Consider the following 16556-nt stretch of genomic DNA (forward strand, 5'->3'; position numbering starts at 1 on the left):
TCAGGCCGCCGCCTGCGCCGCACGCGGCCTTGCCACCGGGGCTTCGCGTATCGGCAGGTTCAGCAGGCCGGCGGCCACGCCCAGGCCGATGGCCAGGTACCAGACCACCTGGTAGCTGCCGGTGTGGTCATACAGATAGCCGCCCAGCCAGACGCCCAGGAAGCTGCCGACCTGGTGGCTGAAGAACACCATGCCGCTCAACATGGACAGATGCTGCACGCCGAAGATCTGGGCCACGGTGGCATTGGTCAGCGGCACGGTGGACAGCCACAGCAGTCCCATGGCGGCCGAGAAGATGTAGACCGACCAGGGCGTCAGCGGCGCGAGCAGGAAGAGCACGATCACCACCGAGCGCGTGAAGTAGATGGTGGACAGCAGGTAGCGCTTGGGCAGGCGCTGGCCCAGGTTGCCGGCCACATAGGTGCCGACGATGTTGAACAGCCCCACCAGCGCCAGCGAGATGCTGGCCACCTGCGGTGCCAGGCCGTAGTCCTTGAGGTAGCTGGGCATGTGCACGCCGATGAACATCACCTGGAAGCCGCAGACGAAGTAGCCAGCCGTCAGCAGCACGAAGCTGGGTGTGCGCAGCGCTTCGGCGACGGCCTGGCCCGCGCTCTGGTCGCGCACGGGCCGGGTATTGCCGGCCGTGAAGCCCGGCTCGCGCAGGCCGAAGGCCAGCGGAATGATCATCAGGGCGCACAGCGACAGCAGCAGCAGGGCGTTGGACCAGCCGAAGTTCGAGATCAGGCTGCCTTCCACGGGCACCATGAAGAACTGGCCGAAGGAGCCCGCCGCCGCCGTCACGCCCATGGCCCAGCTGCGCCGCGCCACGGGAATCTGGCGGCCCAGCACGCCGTAGATCACGGCATAGGTGGTGCCGGCCTGGGCTGCGCCTATCACCACGCCGGCCGTCAGGGCGAACCAGGTTGTCGTGGGCGCCATGGCCATGCCGGCCAGGCCCAGCGCATACAGCAGCGCGCCCACCAGGAGCACGCGGAAGGCGCCGAAGCGGTCGGCCAGCATGCCGCCGAAGATGCCGAGCACGCCCCAGGACAGGTTCTGGATGGCAATGGCCAGCGCGAAGGACTCGCGCGTCCAGCCCATCTCCTGGGTGATGGGCTGCAGCCACAGGCCGAAGCCGTGCCGGATTCCCATGGACAGCGTCACGACTGCGCCCCCGCACAGCAGTATCTGCACCATGGACATGGGTTGGTTGTTTTTGTGCATGCGGCAAACTTTAGCGAAACTCCGGGTTTTGCGCTGCGACGCGTGGGTCGCCCATGCGCCAGCGCGGCACTTCGTAGCCCTTGGCGGCACTGGCCTTTTCGGGATAGTCAATGTCAATGACTGTGAATGTATCCAGCACTGAGCCGGGCCGCGCACTACAATCCGCCCCCATGGCAGTCAAACCATCTCCTACTTCCGCCAGCGAATACTCCGAAGGCTCGATACGCGTGCTCAAGGGCCTGGAGCCCGTCAAGCAGCGTCCCGGCATGTACACGCGCACCGACAACCCCCTGCATGTGCTGCAGGAGGTGATCGACAACGCGGCCGACGAGGCGCTGGCCGGCTTCGGCAAGAAAATCCGCTTCACCCTGCATTCCGACGGCTCCTACAGCGTCGAGGACGACGGCCGGGGCATCCCCTTCGGCATGCACCCCGAGGAAAAGGCGCCCGTGGTGGAGCTGGTCTTCACCCGCCTGCATGCGGGCGGCAAGTTCGACAAGGGCAAAGGCGGCGCCTACAGCTTCTCGGGCGGCCTGCATGGCGTGGGCGTCTCGGTCACGAATGCGCTGGCCACGCGCCTTGAGGCCTGCATCCACCGCGAGGGCAAGGTGGCCACCATCGCCTTCTCGGGCGGCGACGTGGTCGAGCCCCTGCAATCGCGGCCGCTGGCCGCGGGCGAACGCAAGCAGGGCACGACCGTGCGCGTGTGGCCCGATGCCCGCTACTTCGAATCCTCCCAGCTGCCCATGGGCGAGCTGATGCATCTGCTGCGCAGCAAGGCCGTGCTCATGCCCGGCGTGTCGGTGACCCTGGTCAACGAGAAGACGCGCGACACCCAGACCTGGCAGTTCAAGGGCGGCCTGCGCGACTATCTGCAGCAAAGCCTGCATGGCGAGGCCGTCATCCCCCTGTTCGAAGGCGAGGGCTTTGCCGACCGCAACCACGACAGCTTTGCCGAAGGCGAGGGCGCCGCCTGGTGTGTGGCCTTCACCGAGGATGGCGCGCCGCTGCGCGAAAGCTATGTCAACCTGATCCCCACCACGGCCGGCGGCACGCACGACAGCGGCCTGCGCGACGGCCTGTTCCAGGCGGTCAAGGCCTTCATCGAGATGCATTCGCTGCTGCCCAAGGGCGTCAAGCTCATGCCTGACGACGTCTTCGCGCGCGCCAGCTACGTGCTCAATGCCAAGGTGCTGGACCCGCAGTTCCAGGGCCAGATCAAGGAGCGCCTGAACTCGCGCGATGCCGTGCGCCTGGTCAGCGGCTACGTTCGCCCTGCGCTGGAGCTGTGGCTCAACGAGCATGTGGAATGGGGCCGCAAGCTGGCCGAGATCGCCATCAAGGCCGCCCAGACCCGCCAGAAGGCGGGCCAGAAGGTCGAAAAGCGCAAGGGCTCGGGCGTGGCCGTGCTGCCCGGCAAGCTCACCGATTGCGAAAGCCGCGACCTGAGCCTGAACGAGGTCTTCCTGGTCGAGGGCGACTCGGCCGGCGGCAGCGCCAAGATGGGACGCGACAAGGAAACCCAGGCCGTGCTGCCCCTGCGCGGCAAGGTGCTCAACACCTGGGAAGTCGACCGTGACCGCCTGTTCGCCAACAACGAGATCCACGACATCTCGGTGGCCATCGGCGTGGACCCGCATGGCCCCCATGACACGCCCGACCTGTCCGGCCTGCGCTACGGCAAGATCTGCATTCTTTCGGATGCCGACGTGGACGGCTCGCACATCCAGGTGCTGCTGCTCACGCTGTTCTTCCGCCACTTCCCCAAGCTCATCGAGGCCGGCCACATCCATGTGGCGCTGCCGCCGCTGTTCCGCGTCGATGTGCCTGCGCGCGGCAAGAAGCCAGCAGCCAAGATGTACGCGCTGGACGAGGGCGAGCTGACCGCCATCCTCGACAAGTCCGCCAAGGATGGCGTGCCGCGCGAGAAATGCCAGATCAGCCGCTTCAAGGGCCTGGGCGAGATGAATGCCGAGCAGCTGTGGGAAACCACGCTCAACCCCGACACGCGCCGCCTGCTGCCCGTGCAGTTCATGAATCTGGACTTTGCGGCGGCCGAGCAGGTCGTCACCAAGCTGATGGGCAAGGGCGAGGCTGCGGCGCGCCGCGAGCTGATGGAGTTGCACGGCGACGCCATCGAAGTGGATATCTGATCCCCATGCCCCTGCGCCCGGCTGCCCCACAGCACCTTCCGCACCGCCCGCACCCTGCGCGCGCCGCTGCCGCGCGCGCGCTTGCAGCGCTGGGCGCGGCCCTGGCGCTGGGGGGGGGGGCGCAGCCCGCGCATGCCGATCTCTGGGCCTTCGTGGACGAGCGCGGCATCACGCACTTCGCCGCGCAGGCGCTGGACGAGCGCTACAAGCTCTACTTCCGCGGCTCGCTGTATGACAGCACCGAGCAGGGACTCAAGCCCCCGCTGGTGGAAGCCGAGGCCGCTGCCGACGATGACGGCGGCAGCGATGCCGGGCGCAGGCTGCAGGCGAGCACGCGGATGCAAAGCTTCTTCGACATCTCGCCGCGCTACAAGAGCGTGCGCGGCCACCTGCGCAAGGCGGCGGACCACACGGGGGTGGACTACGACCTGCTCAAAGCCGTGATTGCCGTCGAGTCGGGCTTTGACGCGCAGGCCATCTCGCCCAAGGGCGCAGTCGGCCTGATGCAGCTGATGCCGGCCACGGCCCAGCGCTTCGGCGTGGAGGCCAGCCGCCAGCGCAGCGTGCAGCAGCAACTGGCCGACCCGGCCGTCAACGTGCCGGCCGGCGCGCGCTACCTCAACCATCTGATGGGGCTGTTCCCCGGGCGGCTGGACCTGGTGCTGGCCGCCTACAACGCGGGCGAGGGTGCCGTGCGGCGTGCGGGGCAGGCCATTCCTCCCTATCAGGAAACCCGCAATTACGTGAAGGCCGTGCTCGGTATCTACGAGCAGCTGCAGGGCGGGCGCCAGCGTGCGGGCCAGGCAGCGCCGGTGGCGGCACAGCCTGGCACAGCGCCCCGGATACGGATGACCTTGTCCACAGGGCTGCCATCGCCGCGATGAGCGGCCTTCACTGCATTTATTGAGATCACGAATTTCTTCATGAGCGATCAAAACACTCTGGATCTGGCCCAACAGGCGGCCGGCGATGCCCTGGACCTGGGCCAGTACGCACAGCGCGCCTACCTTGAATACGCACTGTCTGTCGTCAAGGGCCGGGCACTGCCCGATGTCACCGACGGCCTCAAGCCCGTGCAGCGGCGCATTCTGTACGCCATGGACCGCATGGGCCTGAGCTACAGCGGCCCCAACCACAACACGGCGGCCAAGCCGGTCAAAAGCGCGCGCGTGGTCGGCGATGTGCTGGGGCGCTTTCACCCGCACGGCGACCAGTCGGCCTACGACGCGCTGGTGCGCATGGCCCAGGACTTCAACCAGCGCTATCCGCTGGTCGATGGCCAGGGCAATTTCGGCAGCCGCGACGGCGACGGCGCAGCGGCCATGCGCTACACCGAGGCGCGCCTGTCCAAGATCACGGGCCTGCTGCTCGACGAGATCGACATGGGCACGGTGGACTTCGTGCCCAACTACGACGGCAGCACGCAGGAGCCGCAGCAGCTGCCCGCGCGCCTGCCGTTCGCCCTGCTCAACGGCGCCAGCGGCATTGCCGTGGGCCTGGCCACGGAAATCCCCAGCCACAACCTGCGCGAGGTGGCCGACGCCTGCGTGGCCCTGATCAAGCGGCCGCAGCTCAGCGACGAGGAACTGTTCCAGATCATCCCCGGCCCCGACTATCCGGGCGGCGGGCAGATCATCAGCAGCGCCTCCGACATCCAGGATGCCTACCGCACGGGGCGCGGCAGCCTCAAGCTGCGCGCGCGCTGGAAGATCGAGGAGCTGGCGCGCGGCCAGTGGCAGATGGTGGTGACCGAGCTGCCGCCCGGCGTCTCGGCGCAGAAGGTGCTCGAAGAGATCGAGGACATCACCAATCCCAAGGTCAAGACCGGCAAGAAGGCGCTGAGCCAGGAACAGACCCAGCTCAAGGCCAGCATGCTGGCGGTGCTCGATGGCGTGCGCGACGAGTCCAGCAAGGATGCGCCCGTGCGCCTGGTCTTCGAGCCCAAGACCGGCAAGGTGCCGCAGCAGGAGCTGGTCACGGCGCTGCTGGCGCACACCAGCCTGGAGTCGTCCAGCTCCATCAACCTGACCATGATCGGCCTGGATGGCCGGCCGGTGCAGAAAAGCCTGCGCCTGATGCTCGAGGAATGGATCGCCTTCCGCCAGACCACGGTCACGCGGCGCAGCCAGCACCGGCTGGCCAAGGTGCTGGACCGCATCCACATCCTCGAAGGCCGTCAGGCCGTGCTGCTGAACATCGACAAGGTCATCGCCATCATCCGGGCCAGCGACGAGCCCAGGCAGGCGCTGATCGATGCCTTTGCGCTGTCCGAGCGCCAGGCCGACGACATTCTGGAAATCCGCCTGCGCCAGCTGGCGCGGCTGGAGGCCATCAAGATCGAGCAGGAACTCAAGGAACTGCGCGTCGAGCAGGGCAAGCTCGAAGACATCCTGGGCAGCGAGAGCGTCATGCGCCGCCTGATCTGCAAGGAGATCGAGGCCGACGCCAAGCAGTTCGCCGATGCGCGCCGCACGCTGATCCAGGAAGAAAAGAAGGTGGTCGCCGAAGTCAAGGTGGTCGATGAGCCCGTGACGGTCATCATCTCGGACAAGGGCTGGGTGCGCACGCGCCAGGGCCATGGCGTCGATGCGGGCACGCTCAGCTTCAAGGCCGGCGACAGCCTGCACGGCACCTTCGAGTGCCGCACGGTGGACCAGCTGCTGGCCTTCGGCAGCAATGGCCGGGTCTATTCGGTGCCGGTGTCGCAGCTGCCCGGCGGGCGCGGCGATGGCCAGCCTGTGACCACGCTCATCGAGCTGGAGGCCGGCACCCAGATCCTGTACTACTTCGCGGGAGCCGAAGGAACGGCGCTGCTGCTGTCGGGGTCGGGCGGCTACGGCTTCGTGGCCATGGTGGGCGACATGGTCTCGCGCCAGAAGGCGGGCAAGGCCTTCGTGACGCTGGCCGACGGCGAGACGCTGTGCGCCCCGTCCACGGCCTACGGCGTGCCCATGGGCGCACGCGCCGAGCCGCAGGAAGGCGAGCAGGGCGCGGGCCTGCTGCTGCCGGCCACGCATGTGATCTGCGCCTCCACGGGCGGCCGCATCCTCACCTTCGAGATCGCCAGCCTCAAGCACATGGCCAAGGGCGGTCGCGGGCTGATGCTGCTCGACCTGGAGGACAAGGACACCCTGGCGGGCGCTGCCGCCTACACGCGCAGCATCCGCATCGATGGACTGGGCCGCGGCGGCAAGGAGCGCAGCGAGACGCTGGAGATCCGCAGTCTCAACAATGCCCGTGGCACGCGCGGCCGCAAGGGCAAGTCGGCCGACCTGGGCTTCAAGCCGCAAAGCGTGACGCGCGTGGAGTAAAGAGCGCAGCTGCCCCTGCAATGCCTTTTGCGAAAGGGGCGGATCAGGGGTTTTCTCTGGGTTTTTCCGGCCTCCGGGCCCTGCTGCAGGCCTCAACATGGAGTCTTCCAACATGAGGGAGACTGGATATGCTGCGACTTCGCATGGCACACAAGCTGTGGCTTGCCGTGGCCGCCATCGTGGTGGCGCTGGTGGGCGTGGTCGGCTTGTCGGGTTATCGCTCGGCCCAGGTCCAGGCCCGGTCCGAGGCCGTCACCCAGGAGATGCAGGCGCGGGTCCAGGCCGCCGTGCGCTGGATGGGGCTGACCGAAACCAATGCGGCCCGCACCCAGGCCCTGGTGGTCAGCAGTGATGCTGCCGTCGAGGCCGAGTTCAAGGACGTGATCAGCGCCACCTCGGCGCGGATCACCGAGGTGCAGAAATCACTGGAAGCCATGCCCCTGTCCGACGCAGACAAGGCGCAGATGGCCAGGATTGCGGCAGCCCGCAAGACCATGATCGAACTGCGTGCCCAGGCACGCCAGCTCAAGGCCGATGGCCGGCAGGAGCAGGCGTTGGCCCTGGTCAAGCAGTCCTACAACCCTGCCGTGGATGCCTATCTGCAGACGCTGCGCGACTTCGTGCAGATGCAGGAGCAGGTGGTGCGCAGCAGCCAGGAAGAGACGGCAGCCTCGCGCAGGCTCACCGTGGGTTTTGCCGCTGCGGCCGTGGGCGTGCTGCTGCTGTGCATCGTCATCGGCGCCCATTTCCTGATTGCCAGCATCCGCCGTCCCCTGGCCCAGGCCAGGGAACTGGCCGAACGCATTGCCGCAGGCGACCTGAGCGCAGCGGCGCAGGGACAGACACAGCGCGCTGACGAATTCGGCGACCTGCTGCGCTCGCTGCAGGCCATGAGCGAATCGCTGTCGGGCATGGTGCAGCAGGTGCGCCAGAGCACGGACAGCATTGCCATCGCCAGTGCCGAGATTGCCACCGGCAACCACGACCTGTCCGTGCGCACCGAGCAGACCTCCAGCAACCTGCAGGAGACCGCGGCCGCCATGGAGCAGTTCACCAGCACGCTGCAGCAAAGCGCCAGCAGTGCGCAGCAGGCCAGCAGCCTGGCGGCGGGCGCGTCACAGGTGGCCCAGCGCGGCGGCGAGGTCGTGGCCCGGGTGGTCGAGACCATGAAGGGCATCAACGACAGCAGCCGGCAGATTGCCGACATCGTCGGCGTCATCGACTCCATTGCCTTCCAGACCAATATCCTGGCGCTGAACGCCGCCGTGGAGGCGGCCCGCGCCGGCGAGCAGGGCCGGGGCTTTGCCGTGGTGGCCAGCGAGGTGCGCACGCTGGCCCAGCGCAGCGCGGCGGCTGCCAAGGAGATACGCCAGCTCATCGGCGCTTCGGTGGAACGGGTGGAGGACGGCGCCCGCCTGGTGGGCGATGCCGGCACCACCATGGAGGGCATCGTGCAGTCCGTGCAGCGCGTGGCCGACACCATCGGCGAGATCACGGCGGCCTCTTCGGAGCAAAGCGCGGGCGTGGCCCAGGTCAATCAGGCCGTGGGACAGCTGGACCAGATGACGCAGCAGAACGCGGCCCTGGTCGAGCAAAGCGCGGCCGCGGCGCAAAGCCTGCGTGAGCAGGCCGAGCAGCTGTCGCGGACGGTGGCGGTGTTCAAGGTGGCGCACCTGGCGCCCTCGCCGACGACGCTCGCAAGGCAGGCTGCGCCGGCGGTGCGCACTGCGCACAGCGCGGCCGCAGCGCCAAGGCGGCCGGCAGCAGCCGTGGCGCCTGCGGCTGTCGGGCCGGTTGCCGCGCGGCCTGCCGCAGCAAGGGAGGCGGCGCCCAAGCTGGCCTCGGCGCCCCGGCCCGCCGCACCGGCAGCCGAGGATGGCCAATGGGAGAGTTTCTAGCCGCCTGCGAGCACGGCGGCGCCGTGCGGCAGCATGCCGATCAGGCCAGTTCGGCGATCAGCTCGATTTCCACGCAGGAGCCCAGCGGGATCTGGGCCACGCCGAAGGCGCTGCGCGCATGCGTGCCGGCATCGCCGAAGACCTGGCCCAGCAGCTCGCTGCAGCCATTGGCCACCAGGTGCTGCTCGGTGTAGTCGCCCGTGGAGTTGACCAGGCACATCAGCTTGACGATGCGGCGCACGCGGCCCAGGTCGCCGCCGGCGGCGTGCTGGAGCGTGCCCATCAGGTCGATGGCGATGGCGCGCGCGGCCTGCTGGCCGTCGGCAGTCTGCAGATCACGGCCCAGCTGGCCTGCCCAGACCTTGCCGTCCTTGCGTGCGATATGTCCGCTCAGGAACACCAGATTGCCCGTCTGCACATAGGGCACGTAGGCTGCCGCCGGGATGGCAGGCGACGGCAGTTCGATGTTCAGGGCCTTCAGTTGTTCGTAAACGCTCATCGTTGATTCCTTCGAGACAAGAAAAATCCGGCGCCAGTGCCGGGGTGGCGGACAGTGTGACACAGCCCCCGTGCACCCTGGCATGTCAGGGCCTGGGCTTCCGTCAGTCTGATTGTTGTCTGAATCCGAGGCGGTGCATGGTGGCTGCGCGGCATCCGCTCCTAGCATGTGTGGATGCACCCTGCGGCAGCTGCCCAAACTCTCTCGCCGTCTTCCTGGACGCCCCTGCTGCTCGGCTGCGTGGCCGGTGCGGCCTGGCAGGTCACGCAGCCGCGCCTGTGGCCGCTGTGGATGTATCTGCTCTTGGCGTGCATGGGGCTGGCAGGCCTGGCATGGAGGGCGTGGCGGGCATGGGCAGGCCGGCGCTGCCGTGTTGTGCAAGGCCTGTGGGCCGCTGTCTGCGCCGCCTTGCTGGTAGGCGGGTTGACAGGCTGGCGTGCCCAGGACTTTGCGGGCCACGCGCTGTCGCCGCAGCTGGAAGGGCGTGACCTGCGCATCGTCGGCGTCGTGGCATCGCTGCCCCAGAACATGGCCCAGGGCGTGCGCTGGCGCATGGCCGTGGAGCAGGCGCAGATCGCGGGCAGCGAAGAGGCCCTGGCGCCGTTTCCCGGGTTGATCGAGCTGTCCTGGTACGCAGCCCGGGGCCGGGCGTCCAAGGGCGCCGCAGCGTCGCTGCCCGTCCTGCGCCCGGGCCAGCGCTGGGACCTGACCGTGCGGCTCAAGCGCCCGCATGGCGCGCGCAATCCCCACGGTTTCGACTATGAGCTGTGGCAGTGGGAGCAGGGCGTGCAGGCCACGGGCTATGTGCGCGAACAGCCAGCGGCGAGCCTGCTGGCCGACACCGGCGCCTACGCCCTGCAGCGCTGGCGCCAGCAGATGCGCGAGGCCATCGTGAACCGGGCAGCCGCACTCGCGCAAGCCATGCAGCGCGTAGGCATGGACCCCGCGCAGTCGCCGCGCATGCTGGGCGTGGTGGCCGCCCTGGCCATGGGCGATCAGCAGGCCATTGCGCGTGACGATTGGACGCTGTTCCGCCATACCGGCGTGGCCCATTTGATGAGTATTTCCGGACTGCATATCACCCTGTTCGCATGGCTGGCTGCGCTGGTCGTGGGGCGACTGTGGCGTTGCAGTGCCCGGGCCTGCCTGTGGTGCCCGGCGCCGCAGGCGGCCCTGCTGGCCGGCGTGCTGCTGGCGGGCGGCTATGCCCTGTTCAGCGGCTGGGGTCTGCCGGCGCAGCGCACGGTGTGCATGCTGGCAACGGTGGCCGCGTTGCGCGTCACAGGGCTGCGCTGGCCCTGGCCCGCCGTGTGGTGCCTGGCGCTGGCCGTGGTTGTCGTGCTCGATCCCTGGGCCCTGTGGCAGGCGGGCTTCTGGCTGAGTTTTGTCGCCGTGGGCGTGCTGCTGGCGACCGATGCACGCATGCAGGGCGCGGTGCGGCCGTCGCTGCCCGCCCGTGCCCTGGCGTTGTGGGGTGAGCAGTGGCGCATCACTCTGGCGCTGGCGCCGCTGGGGCTGATGCTGTTTGGCCAGCTGTCGCTGTCGGGGCTGCTGGCCAATCTGGCCGCGATTCCCTGGGTGACTTTCGTGGTCACGCCACTGGCCTTGCTGGGGGCCTTGTGGCCCCCGTTCTGGACGGGCGCGGCGCTGGCGCTGGCGCCGCTGCTGGAGCTGCTGCAGTGGCTGGACCGGTGGGGCTGGGCCGTGTTGCAGCTGCCGCAGCCGCCGCTGTGGGCGGGGCTGGCTGCGCTGGGTGCAGGCCTGGCGCTGGTGGCTCCGGTGCCGGCCGGATGGCGTTGCTGGGGCCTGGCCATGTGCCTGCCGGCCCTGTGGTGGCCGCCGGCCGCACCGGCACATGGCGAGTTCGATTTGATGGCCGTGGACATAGGCCAGGGCAATGCCGTGCTGCTGCGCACGGCCCGGCACGCCCTGCTGTATGACACGGGTCCGCAGTACGGCATGGACAGCAATGCCGGCGAACGGGTGCTGGTGCCGCTGCTGCAGGCCCTGGGGCTGCGCCTGGATGCGCTGTGGCTCAGCCACCGCGACGGCGACCATACGGGCGGTGCCTTGGCCGTGCATGCCGCGCAGCCGCAGGCCGAGGTCTGGGGATCGGACTCCGTGATCCTGGACCCCGCTCTGGCCGGCCTAGGCGCCGTGCGCCGATGTGAGGCCGGCCAGCAGTGGGAGTGGGATGGCGTGCAGATGCAGGTGCTGCATCCACCCGCGGGCGAACCGCTGCCGGCCGCGCAGGCCCTGGCCCACGCCAATGCGGGCAGCTGCGTGCTGCTGCTGCGTTCGGCATCCGGGGTGCAGGCCTTGCTGGCCGGCGATATCGAGGCTGCACAGGAAAGGGCGCTGGCGCAGGCCGGCGCCCTCACGCCCGTGCAGTGGCTGCTGGTGCCGCACCACGGCAGCCGCACCTCATCGAGCACCGCTCTGGTGCAGGCCCTGGCACCGCGCTGGGCCATGGTGCAGGCGGGATACCGCAGCCGTTATGGACACCCGGTCCCCGAGGTGGTGCGGCGCTATGAGGCCAACGGCTCCAGCGTGGTGCAGTCGGCCCGCTGCGGCGCAGCGCATTGGCGCTCTGCCGATCCCGCACAGCTGGTCTGCGAGCGGGAGCTGGCGCGCCGTTACTGGGACATGCATGTCACGCACGTCAGGCACATCACGCAGAGGCAGGGCGGATAGGACGGGTGCCGATGGCCGCGCAGCCGGCATATGCTGGATACCGCTTGTCCGGATTGAGGTTACCTATCGCTACACTGGTGCGATACGAGGGCTGGCCCGCAGCTTGCTTTACCTCGTACACATGCAGCGACAGGAGGTGACGAATGCATCCATTTGACGAGATGTACACGATGACGCCGTTCGACGGCAGCGATGTGCGCCTGCACTACAAGGACTATGCGCAATGGCTTGCGCGCCAGTCCGAACAGACGCTGCGAGCGCGCAGCGCCGAGGCCGAGATCATCTTCCGGCGCGTAGGCATCACGTTCGCCGTCTACGGCGACAAGGATGAAAGTGGCGCCGGCACCGAGCGCCTCATTCCCTTCGACCTGATTCCGCGCGTCATCCCGTCCCATGAATGGGAGCGCATGCAGGCAGGCCTGGTGCAGCGCGTGACGGCGCTCAACCGCTTTCTGCACGACGTCTACCACGACCAGGAAATCCTGCGCGCGGGCCTGCTGCCGCGCGAGCTGGTGCTGAACAACAGCCAGTACCGCCCCGAGATGCGGGGCCTTGCCGTGCAGGGCGGCATCTACGCCCACATCGCCGGCATCGACATCGTGCGTGCCGCCAATGCCCAGGGCGAGGGCGTGTACTACGTGCTGGAGGACAACCTGCGCGTGCCTTCGGGCGTGTCTTACATGCTGGAGAACCGCCGCATGATGATGCGGCTGTTCCCCGACCTGTTCTCCCGTCATCCCGTGGAGCCCGTGGCCCACTATCCCGACATGCTGCTGGAGACGCTGCGCGCCAGCGCTCCGGCCGGCACGCCCGAGCCCACGGTGGTGGTGCTCACGCCCGGCATGTACAACAGCGCCTACTTCGAACACGCCTTCCTGGCCCAGCAGATGGGCGTGGAGCTGGTCGAGGGCCAGGACCTGGTGGTGGACAAGGACGTGGTCTACATGCGCACCACGCGAGGCCTGCAGCGCGTGGACGTGATCTACCGGCGCGTGGACGATGATTTTCTGGACCCCGAAGTCTTCCGTCCCACCTCCACGCTGGGCTGCCCCGGCCTCATGCGCGCCTACCGCGCGGGCAACGTCAGCATCTGCAATGCGGCGGGCACGGGGGTGGCCGACGACAAATCGGTCTATCCCTATGTGCCGGAGATGATCCGCTTCTACCTGGGCGAGGAACCCATTCTGCAGAACGTGCCGACCTGGCTGTGCCGCAAGCCCGACGACCTGCGCTACGTGCTCGACCACCTGGATGAGCTGGTGGTCAAGGAAGTCCATGGCGCCGGTGGCTACGGCATGCTGATCGGGCCTGCCGCCTCGCGCGGCGAGATAGAGGATTTCCGCCGCGCGCTCATCGCCAATCCCGGCGGCTACATCGCGCAGCCCACGCTGGCGCTGTCCACCTGCCCCACCCTGGTGGAGCAGGGCATCGCGCCAAGGCATATCGACCTGCGTCCCTTCGTGCTCAGCGGCAATCAGGTACGCATGGTGGCCGGCGGCCTCACACGCGTGGCGCTCAAGGAAGGCTCGCTGGTGGTCAATTCATCACAGGGCGGTGGCACCAAGGACACCTGGGTGCTCGGGGCCGGTGAGTCAAACGAGGGAGGACATTGAATGCTCAGCCGTACTGCCGATCATCTGTACTGGATGTCCCGCTACACGGAGCGTGCGGAGAACACTGCCCGCATGCTCAACGTCTCCTATGACACTTCCATGCTGCCCCAGGCGCCTCAGGCGGCGCGCAAGGCCTGGCAGGGCGTGCTGTCCATCAGCGAGCTGATCCCCGCCTATGCCTCCCGCCACGGCGAGGTGCAGCGAGAGGCCGTGCTGCACTTCATGGTGCGCGACGAGAGCAACTCCTCGTCCATCGCCTCCTGCCTGCGCGCTGCGCGGGAGAATGCGCGTGCCGTGCGCGGGGCGCTGACCACCGAGGCCTGGGAGACCCAGAACCAGACCTGGCTGGAACTCAAGCGCCTGCTGGCCGAGGGGGACTGGGAGCGCGATCCGGGCCAGTTCTTCGAATGGGTCAAGCACCGCTCGCACCTGTCGCGCGGCGTGACACTGGGCACCATGCTGCAGGACGAGGCCTTCCACTTCCTGCGCCTGGGCACCTTCATCGAGCGCGCCGACAACACGGCGCGCCTGCTGGACGTGAAATTCCACGCCATCGAGCGCGACTACCATGGCAGCGCGCGCAACGGAGCGTCGGGCAAAGGGGCCACGCCCTTCGACTTCTACCACTGGAGCGCGCTGCTGCGCAGCGTCTCGGCCTTCGAGGTCTACCGCAAGGTCTACCGCGACGTGATCACGCCCGAGCGCGTGGCCGAGCTGCTGATGCTGCGCAGCGACATGCCGCGCTCGCTGCTGGCCAGCATGCTGGAAGTGGTGGCCAACCTGGAAAGCGTGGCCAACGACCAGTCGCGCGAGACCCAGCGCAAGGCGGGCCGCCTGCTGGCTGACCTGCGCTATGCGCGCATCGACGAAATCCTGGCCACGGGCCTGCACGCCTATCTCACGCAGTTCCTGGATCGCGTGCACGACCTGGGTCAGGGCATCAGCCGCGACTTCCTGGTGCCTGCCTGAGCCGCCGTCGCCCAATGAACAAAGCCGCCCTCGGGCGGCTTTGTTCATTGGGGCAGGGCCATTCAGTCCTGCGCGCTGTCCAGCTCCAGCACAACGCCTTCGGCATCGCCGATGGGCAGCACGTCGCAGTTGTCGCCAGGGCCTCCCCGGTCCACCACGATGAAGCGCGCGGGCGCGTTCAGGGCAATCAGCGAGTGGTGCCAGACGCCGCGGCGGTAGTTCACGCCCTGGCGTCCGTTGGTGATGAAGGCGCGCAGGTCGCCGGGCGCCACCTGCTCTCCCAGGGGCGCAACCACCACGATGAAGGGCTGGGCGTCCAGCGGCATGAAGGCCTGGCTGCCCAGGGGATGGCGCTCCATGCTCGTCAGCTGCAGGGGCAGCGCATAGGGGCGGGCGTGGAACAGGTTGATCAGCGCATGGCCCTCGCTGCCGCCCGTGTCCACGCGGGCCAGGGCATGGTAGCGCTCGGTCATGCCGTCATTGATCAGCAGCGGCGTGTGGCCTGCACTGTCGATGACCTCGCCAAACTCGGCAAAGGCTTCGGCGGTCAGCGGTTGGACGCGCAGGCGAAGGCGGGCGGGGCGGGTCTCTGACAAGGTATTCACGAAGTACTGCCTCTTGTTTTCATACTGGTATTACCAGTTTGCTGTTGCCTGGGGATTTTGTCAAACCTGAGTGACGCCAGCCGATGTCCTGTGCATCATTTGCGGTGGTTCGGGTAAATGCGAGTGTGCATTGGCCGGCGGGAAGGGCAACATTCGCTCCGTATTTTCAGACCGGTCATACCAGTTGATCGCAACCCTTCAACCAAGGACTTCCTGATGTCATCACTTCCCGCATCCGCCGAGGCCGCCGGCGCGGCCCCGGCGCTGTCCAGCGAAACGCCGGGCGAGGCAGCCGTCTACCGCAAGGTGGCCTGGCGCCTGCTTCCCTTCATCATGGCCTGCTACGTGGCGGCCTATCTGGACCGGGTGAACGTGGGCTTTGCCAAGCTGCACATGCTGGCCGACCTGCAGTTCAGCGAGGCCATGTACGGCCTGGGCGCGGGGCTGTTCTTCATCGGCTATTTCTTCTTCGAGGTGCCCAGCAACATGCTGATGCACCGCATAGGAGCCAAGGCCACCATCTCGCGGATCATGATCATGTGGAGCCTGATCTCGGCGGCCATGATGTTCGTGACCACGCCCACGCAGTTCTACGTGCTGCGCTTCCTGCTGGGCGCGGCCGAGGCCGGTTTCTACCCCGGCATGATCCTGTACATGACCTACTGGTTTCCCTCGTACCGGCGCGCCCGCATGGTGGCGCTGTTCATGTGCGCGATCCCGGTCTCGGGCATCCTGGGCGGACCGCTGTCGGGCGGCATCATGGACCTGATGCAGGGCGTGGCGGGGCTGCGCGGCTGGCAATGGCTGTTCCTGATCGAGGCCATTCCCTCGCTGATCCTGGGCCTGGCCGTGCTCTGGTACCTGGACAACAGCATCCGCGCAGCGCGCTGGCTGACCGAGGCGGAAAAGACCCTGCTGGAGCGCAACATCGCCCGCGAGAACGCCAGCAAGAGCGATAGCCATGTGACGCTGCGCGCGCTGTTCTCCGACCCGCGCATCATCAAGATGGCCATGATCTGCTTTTGCACCGTCATGGGCCAGTACGGGCTCACGTTCTGGCTGCCCAGCCTGATCCGCCAGTCGGGCGTGGAGGGTGCCTTCCAGATCGGCCTGCTGACGGCCGTGCCGTTTTCGGTGGCCGTGGTGTCCATGAACCTGGTCAGCCGCAGCTCGGACCGCATGCGCGAGCGCCGCTGGCACCTGATCGTTCCGTTCTGCGTGGGCGCGGCGGGCCTGATGCTGTCGGCCATCTTCAGCGGCAACGTCTACGTGTCGCTGGCCGCCCTGGCGCTGGCCGCGGGCGGCAGCCTGGCAACCTCGCCACTGTTCTGGAGCCTGCCCACGGCCATCCTGTCCAGCGCAGGCGCTGCGGCCGGCATTGCGCTGATCAACTCCTTCGCCAACCTGGCCGGCTTCATCAGCCCCTACATGATCGGCCTCATCAAGGATGCGACGCAGAGCACCAATGCGGCCATGTTCGTGCTGGCCGGCGTGCTGCTGTTCGGGGCCTTCCTGACCTATACCGTGCCCGCCAAACTGGTCAACAAGTAGCGCCGGACAGGGCGCGTGAACCGGCGGGCGAGGCGC

At 67.9% G+C, this 16556-nt stretch carries 11 protein-coding genes; 8 read left to right on the plus strand and 3 right to left on the minus strand.

What is annotated here, in order from left to right:
* The gene (locus DTS01S_RS05965; protein WP_017404391.1) at positions 1–1227 is read right to left on the minus strand and encodes an MFS transporter; all 1227 of its coding nucleotides are present in this window, start codon (positions 1225–1227) and stop codon (positions 1–3) included.
* 170 nt (positions 1228–1397) lie between these two features.
* Here DTS01S_RS05965 and DTS01S_RS05970 point away from each other — a divergent pair, with 170 nt between their 5' ends.
* From DTS01S_RS05970 to DTS01S_RS05985, 4 genes are all read left to right on the plus strand, one after another.
* Positions 1398–3380 (plus strand): DNA topoisomerase IV subunit B, encoded by a 1983-nt coding sequence (locus tag DTS01S_RS05970; protein WP_016447623.1) that lies wholly within the window; start codon positions 1398–1400, stop codon positions 3378–3380.
* A 5-nt stretch (positions 3381–3385) separates the two neighbouring features.
* Entirely contained in the window at positions 3386–4264 is an 879-nt protein-coding gene (locus tag DTS01S_RS05975; protein WP_061287436.1) for a lytic transglycosylase domain-containing protein, read from the plus strand.
* A gap of 39 nt (positions 4265–4303) precedes the next feature.
* The gene (gene parC, locus DTS01S_RS05980; protein ID WP_016447621.1) at positions 4304–6691 is read left to right on the plus strand and encodes a DNA topoisomerase IV subunit A; all 2388 of its coding nucleotides are present in this window, start codon (positions 4304–4306) and stop codon (positions 6689–6691) included.
* 128 nt (positions 6692–6819) lie between these two features.
* A complete protein-coding gene (locus DTS01S_RS05985) occupies positions 6820–8589 on the plus strand; it encodes a methyl-accepting chemotaxis protein (RefSeq protein WP_061287437.1) in 1770 nt (589 codons plus the stop codon).
* 40 nt (positions 8590–8629) lie between these two features.
* Here the strand turns inward: DTS01S_RS05985 and DTS01S_RS05990 are convergent, their stop codons facing one another.
* Positions 8630–9088 carry a RidA family protein gene (locus tag DTS01S_RS05990; protein WP_012206880.1) on the minus strand — a complete coding sequence of 153 codons (459 nt, stop codon included), beginning with the start codon at positions 9086–9088 and terminating at the stop codon, positions 8630–8632.
* A 174-nt stretch (positions 9089–9262) separates the two neighbouring features.
* On the opposite strand from DTS01S_RS05990, the gene DTS01S_RS05995 reads away from it, so the two are divergent.
* The 3 genes from DTS01S_RS05995 to DTS01S_RS06005 all read left to right on the plus strand — a co-directional run bounded on the left by DTS01S_RS05995 (position 9263) and on the right by DTS01S_RS06005 (position 14364).
* Entirely contained in the window at positions 9263–11782 is a 2520-nt protein-coding gene (locus tag DTS01S_RS05995) for a DNA internalization-related competence protein ComEC/Rec2 (protein ID WP_061287438.1), read from the plus strand.
* Between the two features lie 143 nt (positions 11783–11925).
* Entirely contained in the window at positions 11926–13395 is a 1470-nt protein-coding gene (locus tag DTS01S_RS06000) for a circularly permuted type 2 ATP-grasp protein (protein WP_016447617.1), read from the plus strand.
* The gene (locus DTS01S_RS06005; protein ID WP_016447616.1) at positions 13396–14364 is read left to right on the plus strand and encodes an alpha-E domain-containing protein; all 969 of its coding nucleotides are present in this window, start codon (positions 13396–13398) and stop codon (positions 14362–14364) included.
* 62 nt (positions 14365–14426) lie between these two features.
* Here the strand turns inward: DTS01S_RS06005 and DTS01S_RS06010 are convergent, their stop codons facing one another.
* Positions 14427–14969, minus strand: coding sequence for an ureidoglycolate lyase (locus tag DTS01S_RS06010; RefSeq protein WP_061287439.1), 543 nt, complete (start codon positions 14967–14969; stop codon positions 14427–14429).
* A 216-nt stretch (positions 14970–15185) separates the two neighbouring features.
* Here DTS01S_RS06010 and DTS01S_RS06015 point away from each other — a divergent pair, with 216 nt between their 5' ends.
* Positions 15186–16520 carry an MFS transporter gene (locus tag DTS01S_RS06015; RefSeq protein ID WP_061287440.1) on the plus strand — a complete coding sequence of 445 codons (1335 nt, stop codon included), beginning with the start codon at positions 15186–15188 and terminating at the stop codon, positions 16518–16520.
* Positions 16521–16556 lie beyond the last annotated feature (36 nt).

The organism is Delftia tsuruhatensis NBRC 16741, from assembly GCF_001571325.1.
Taxonomy (GTDB): domain Bacteria; phylum Pseudomonadota; class Gammaproteobacteria; order Burkholderiales; family Burkholderiaceae_C; genus Comamonas; species Comamonas tsuruhatensis.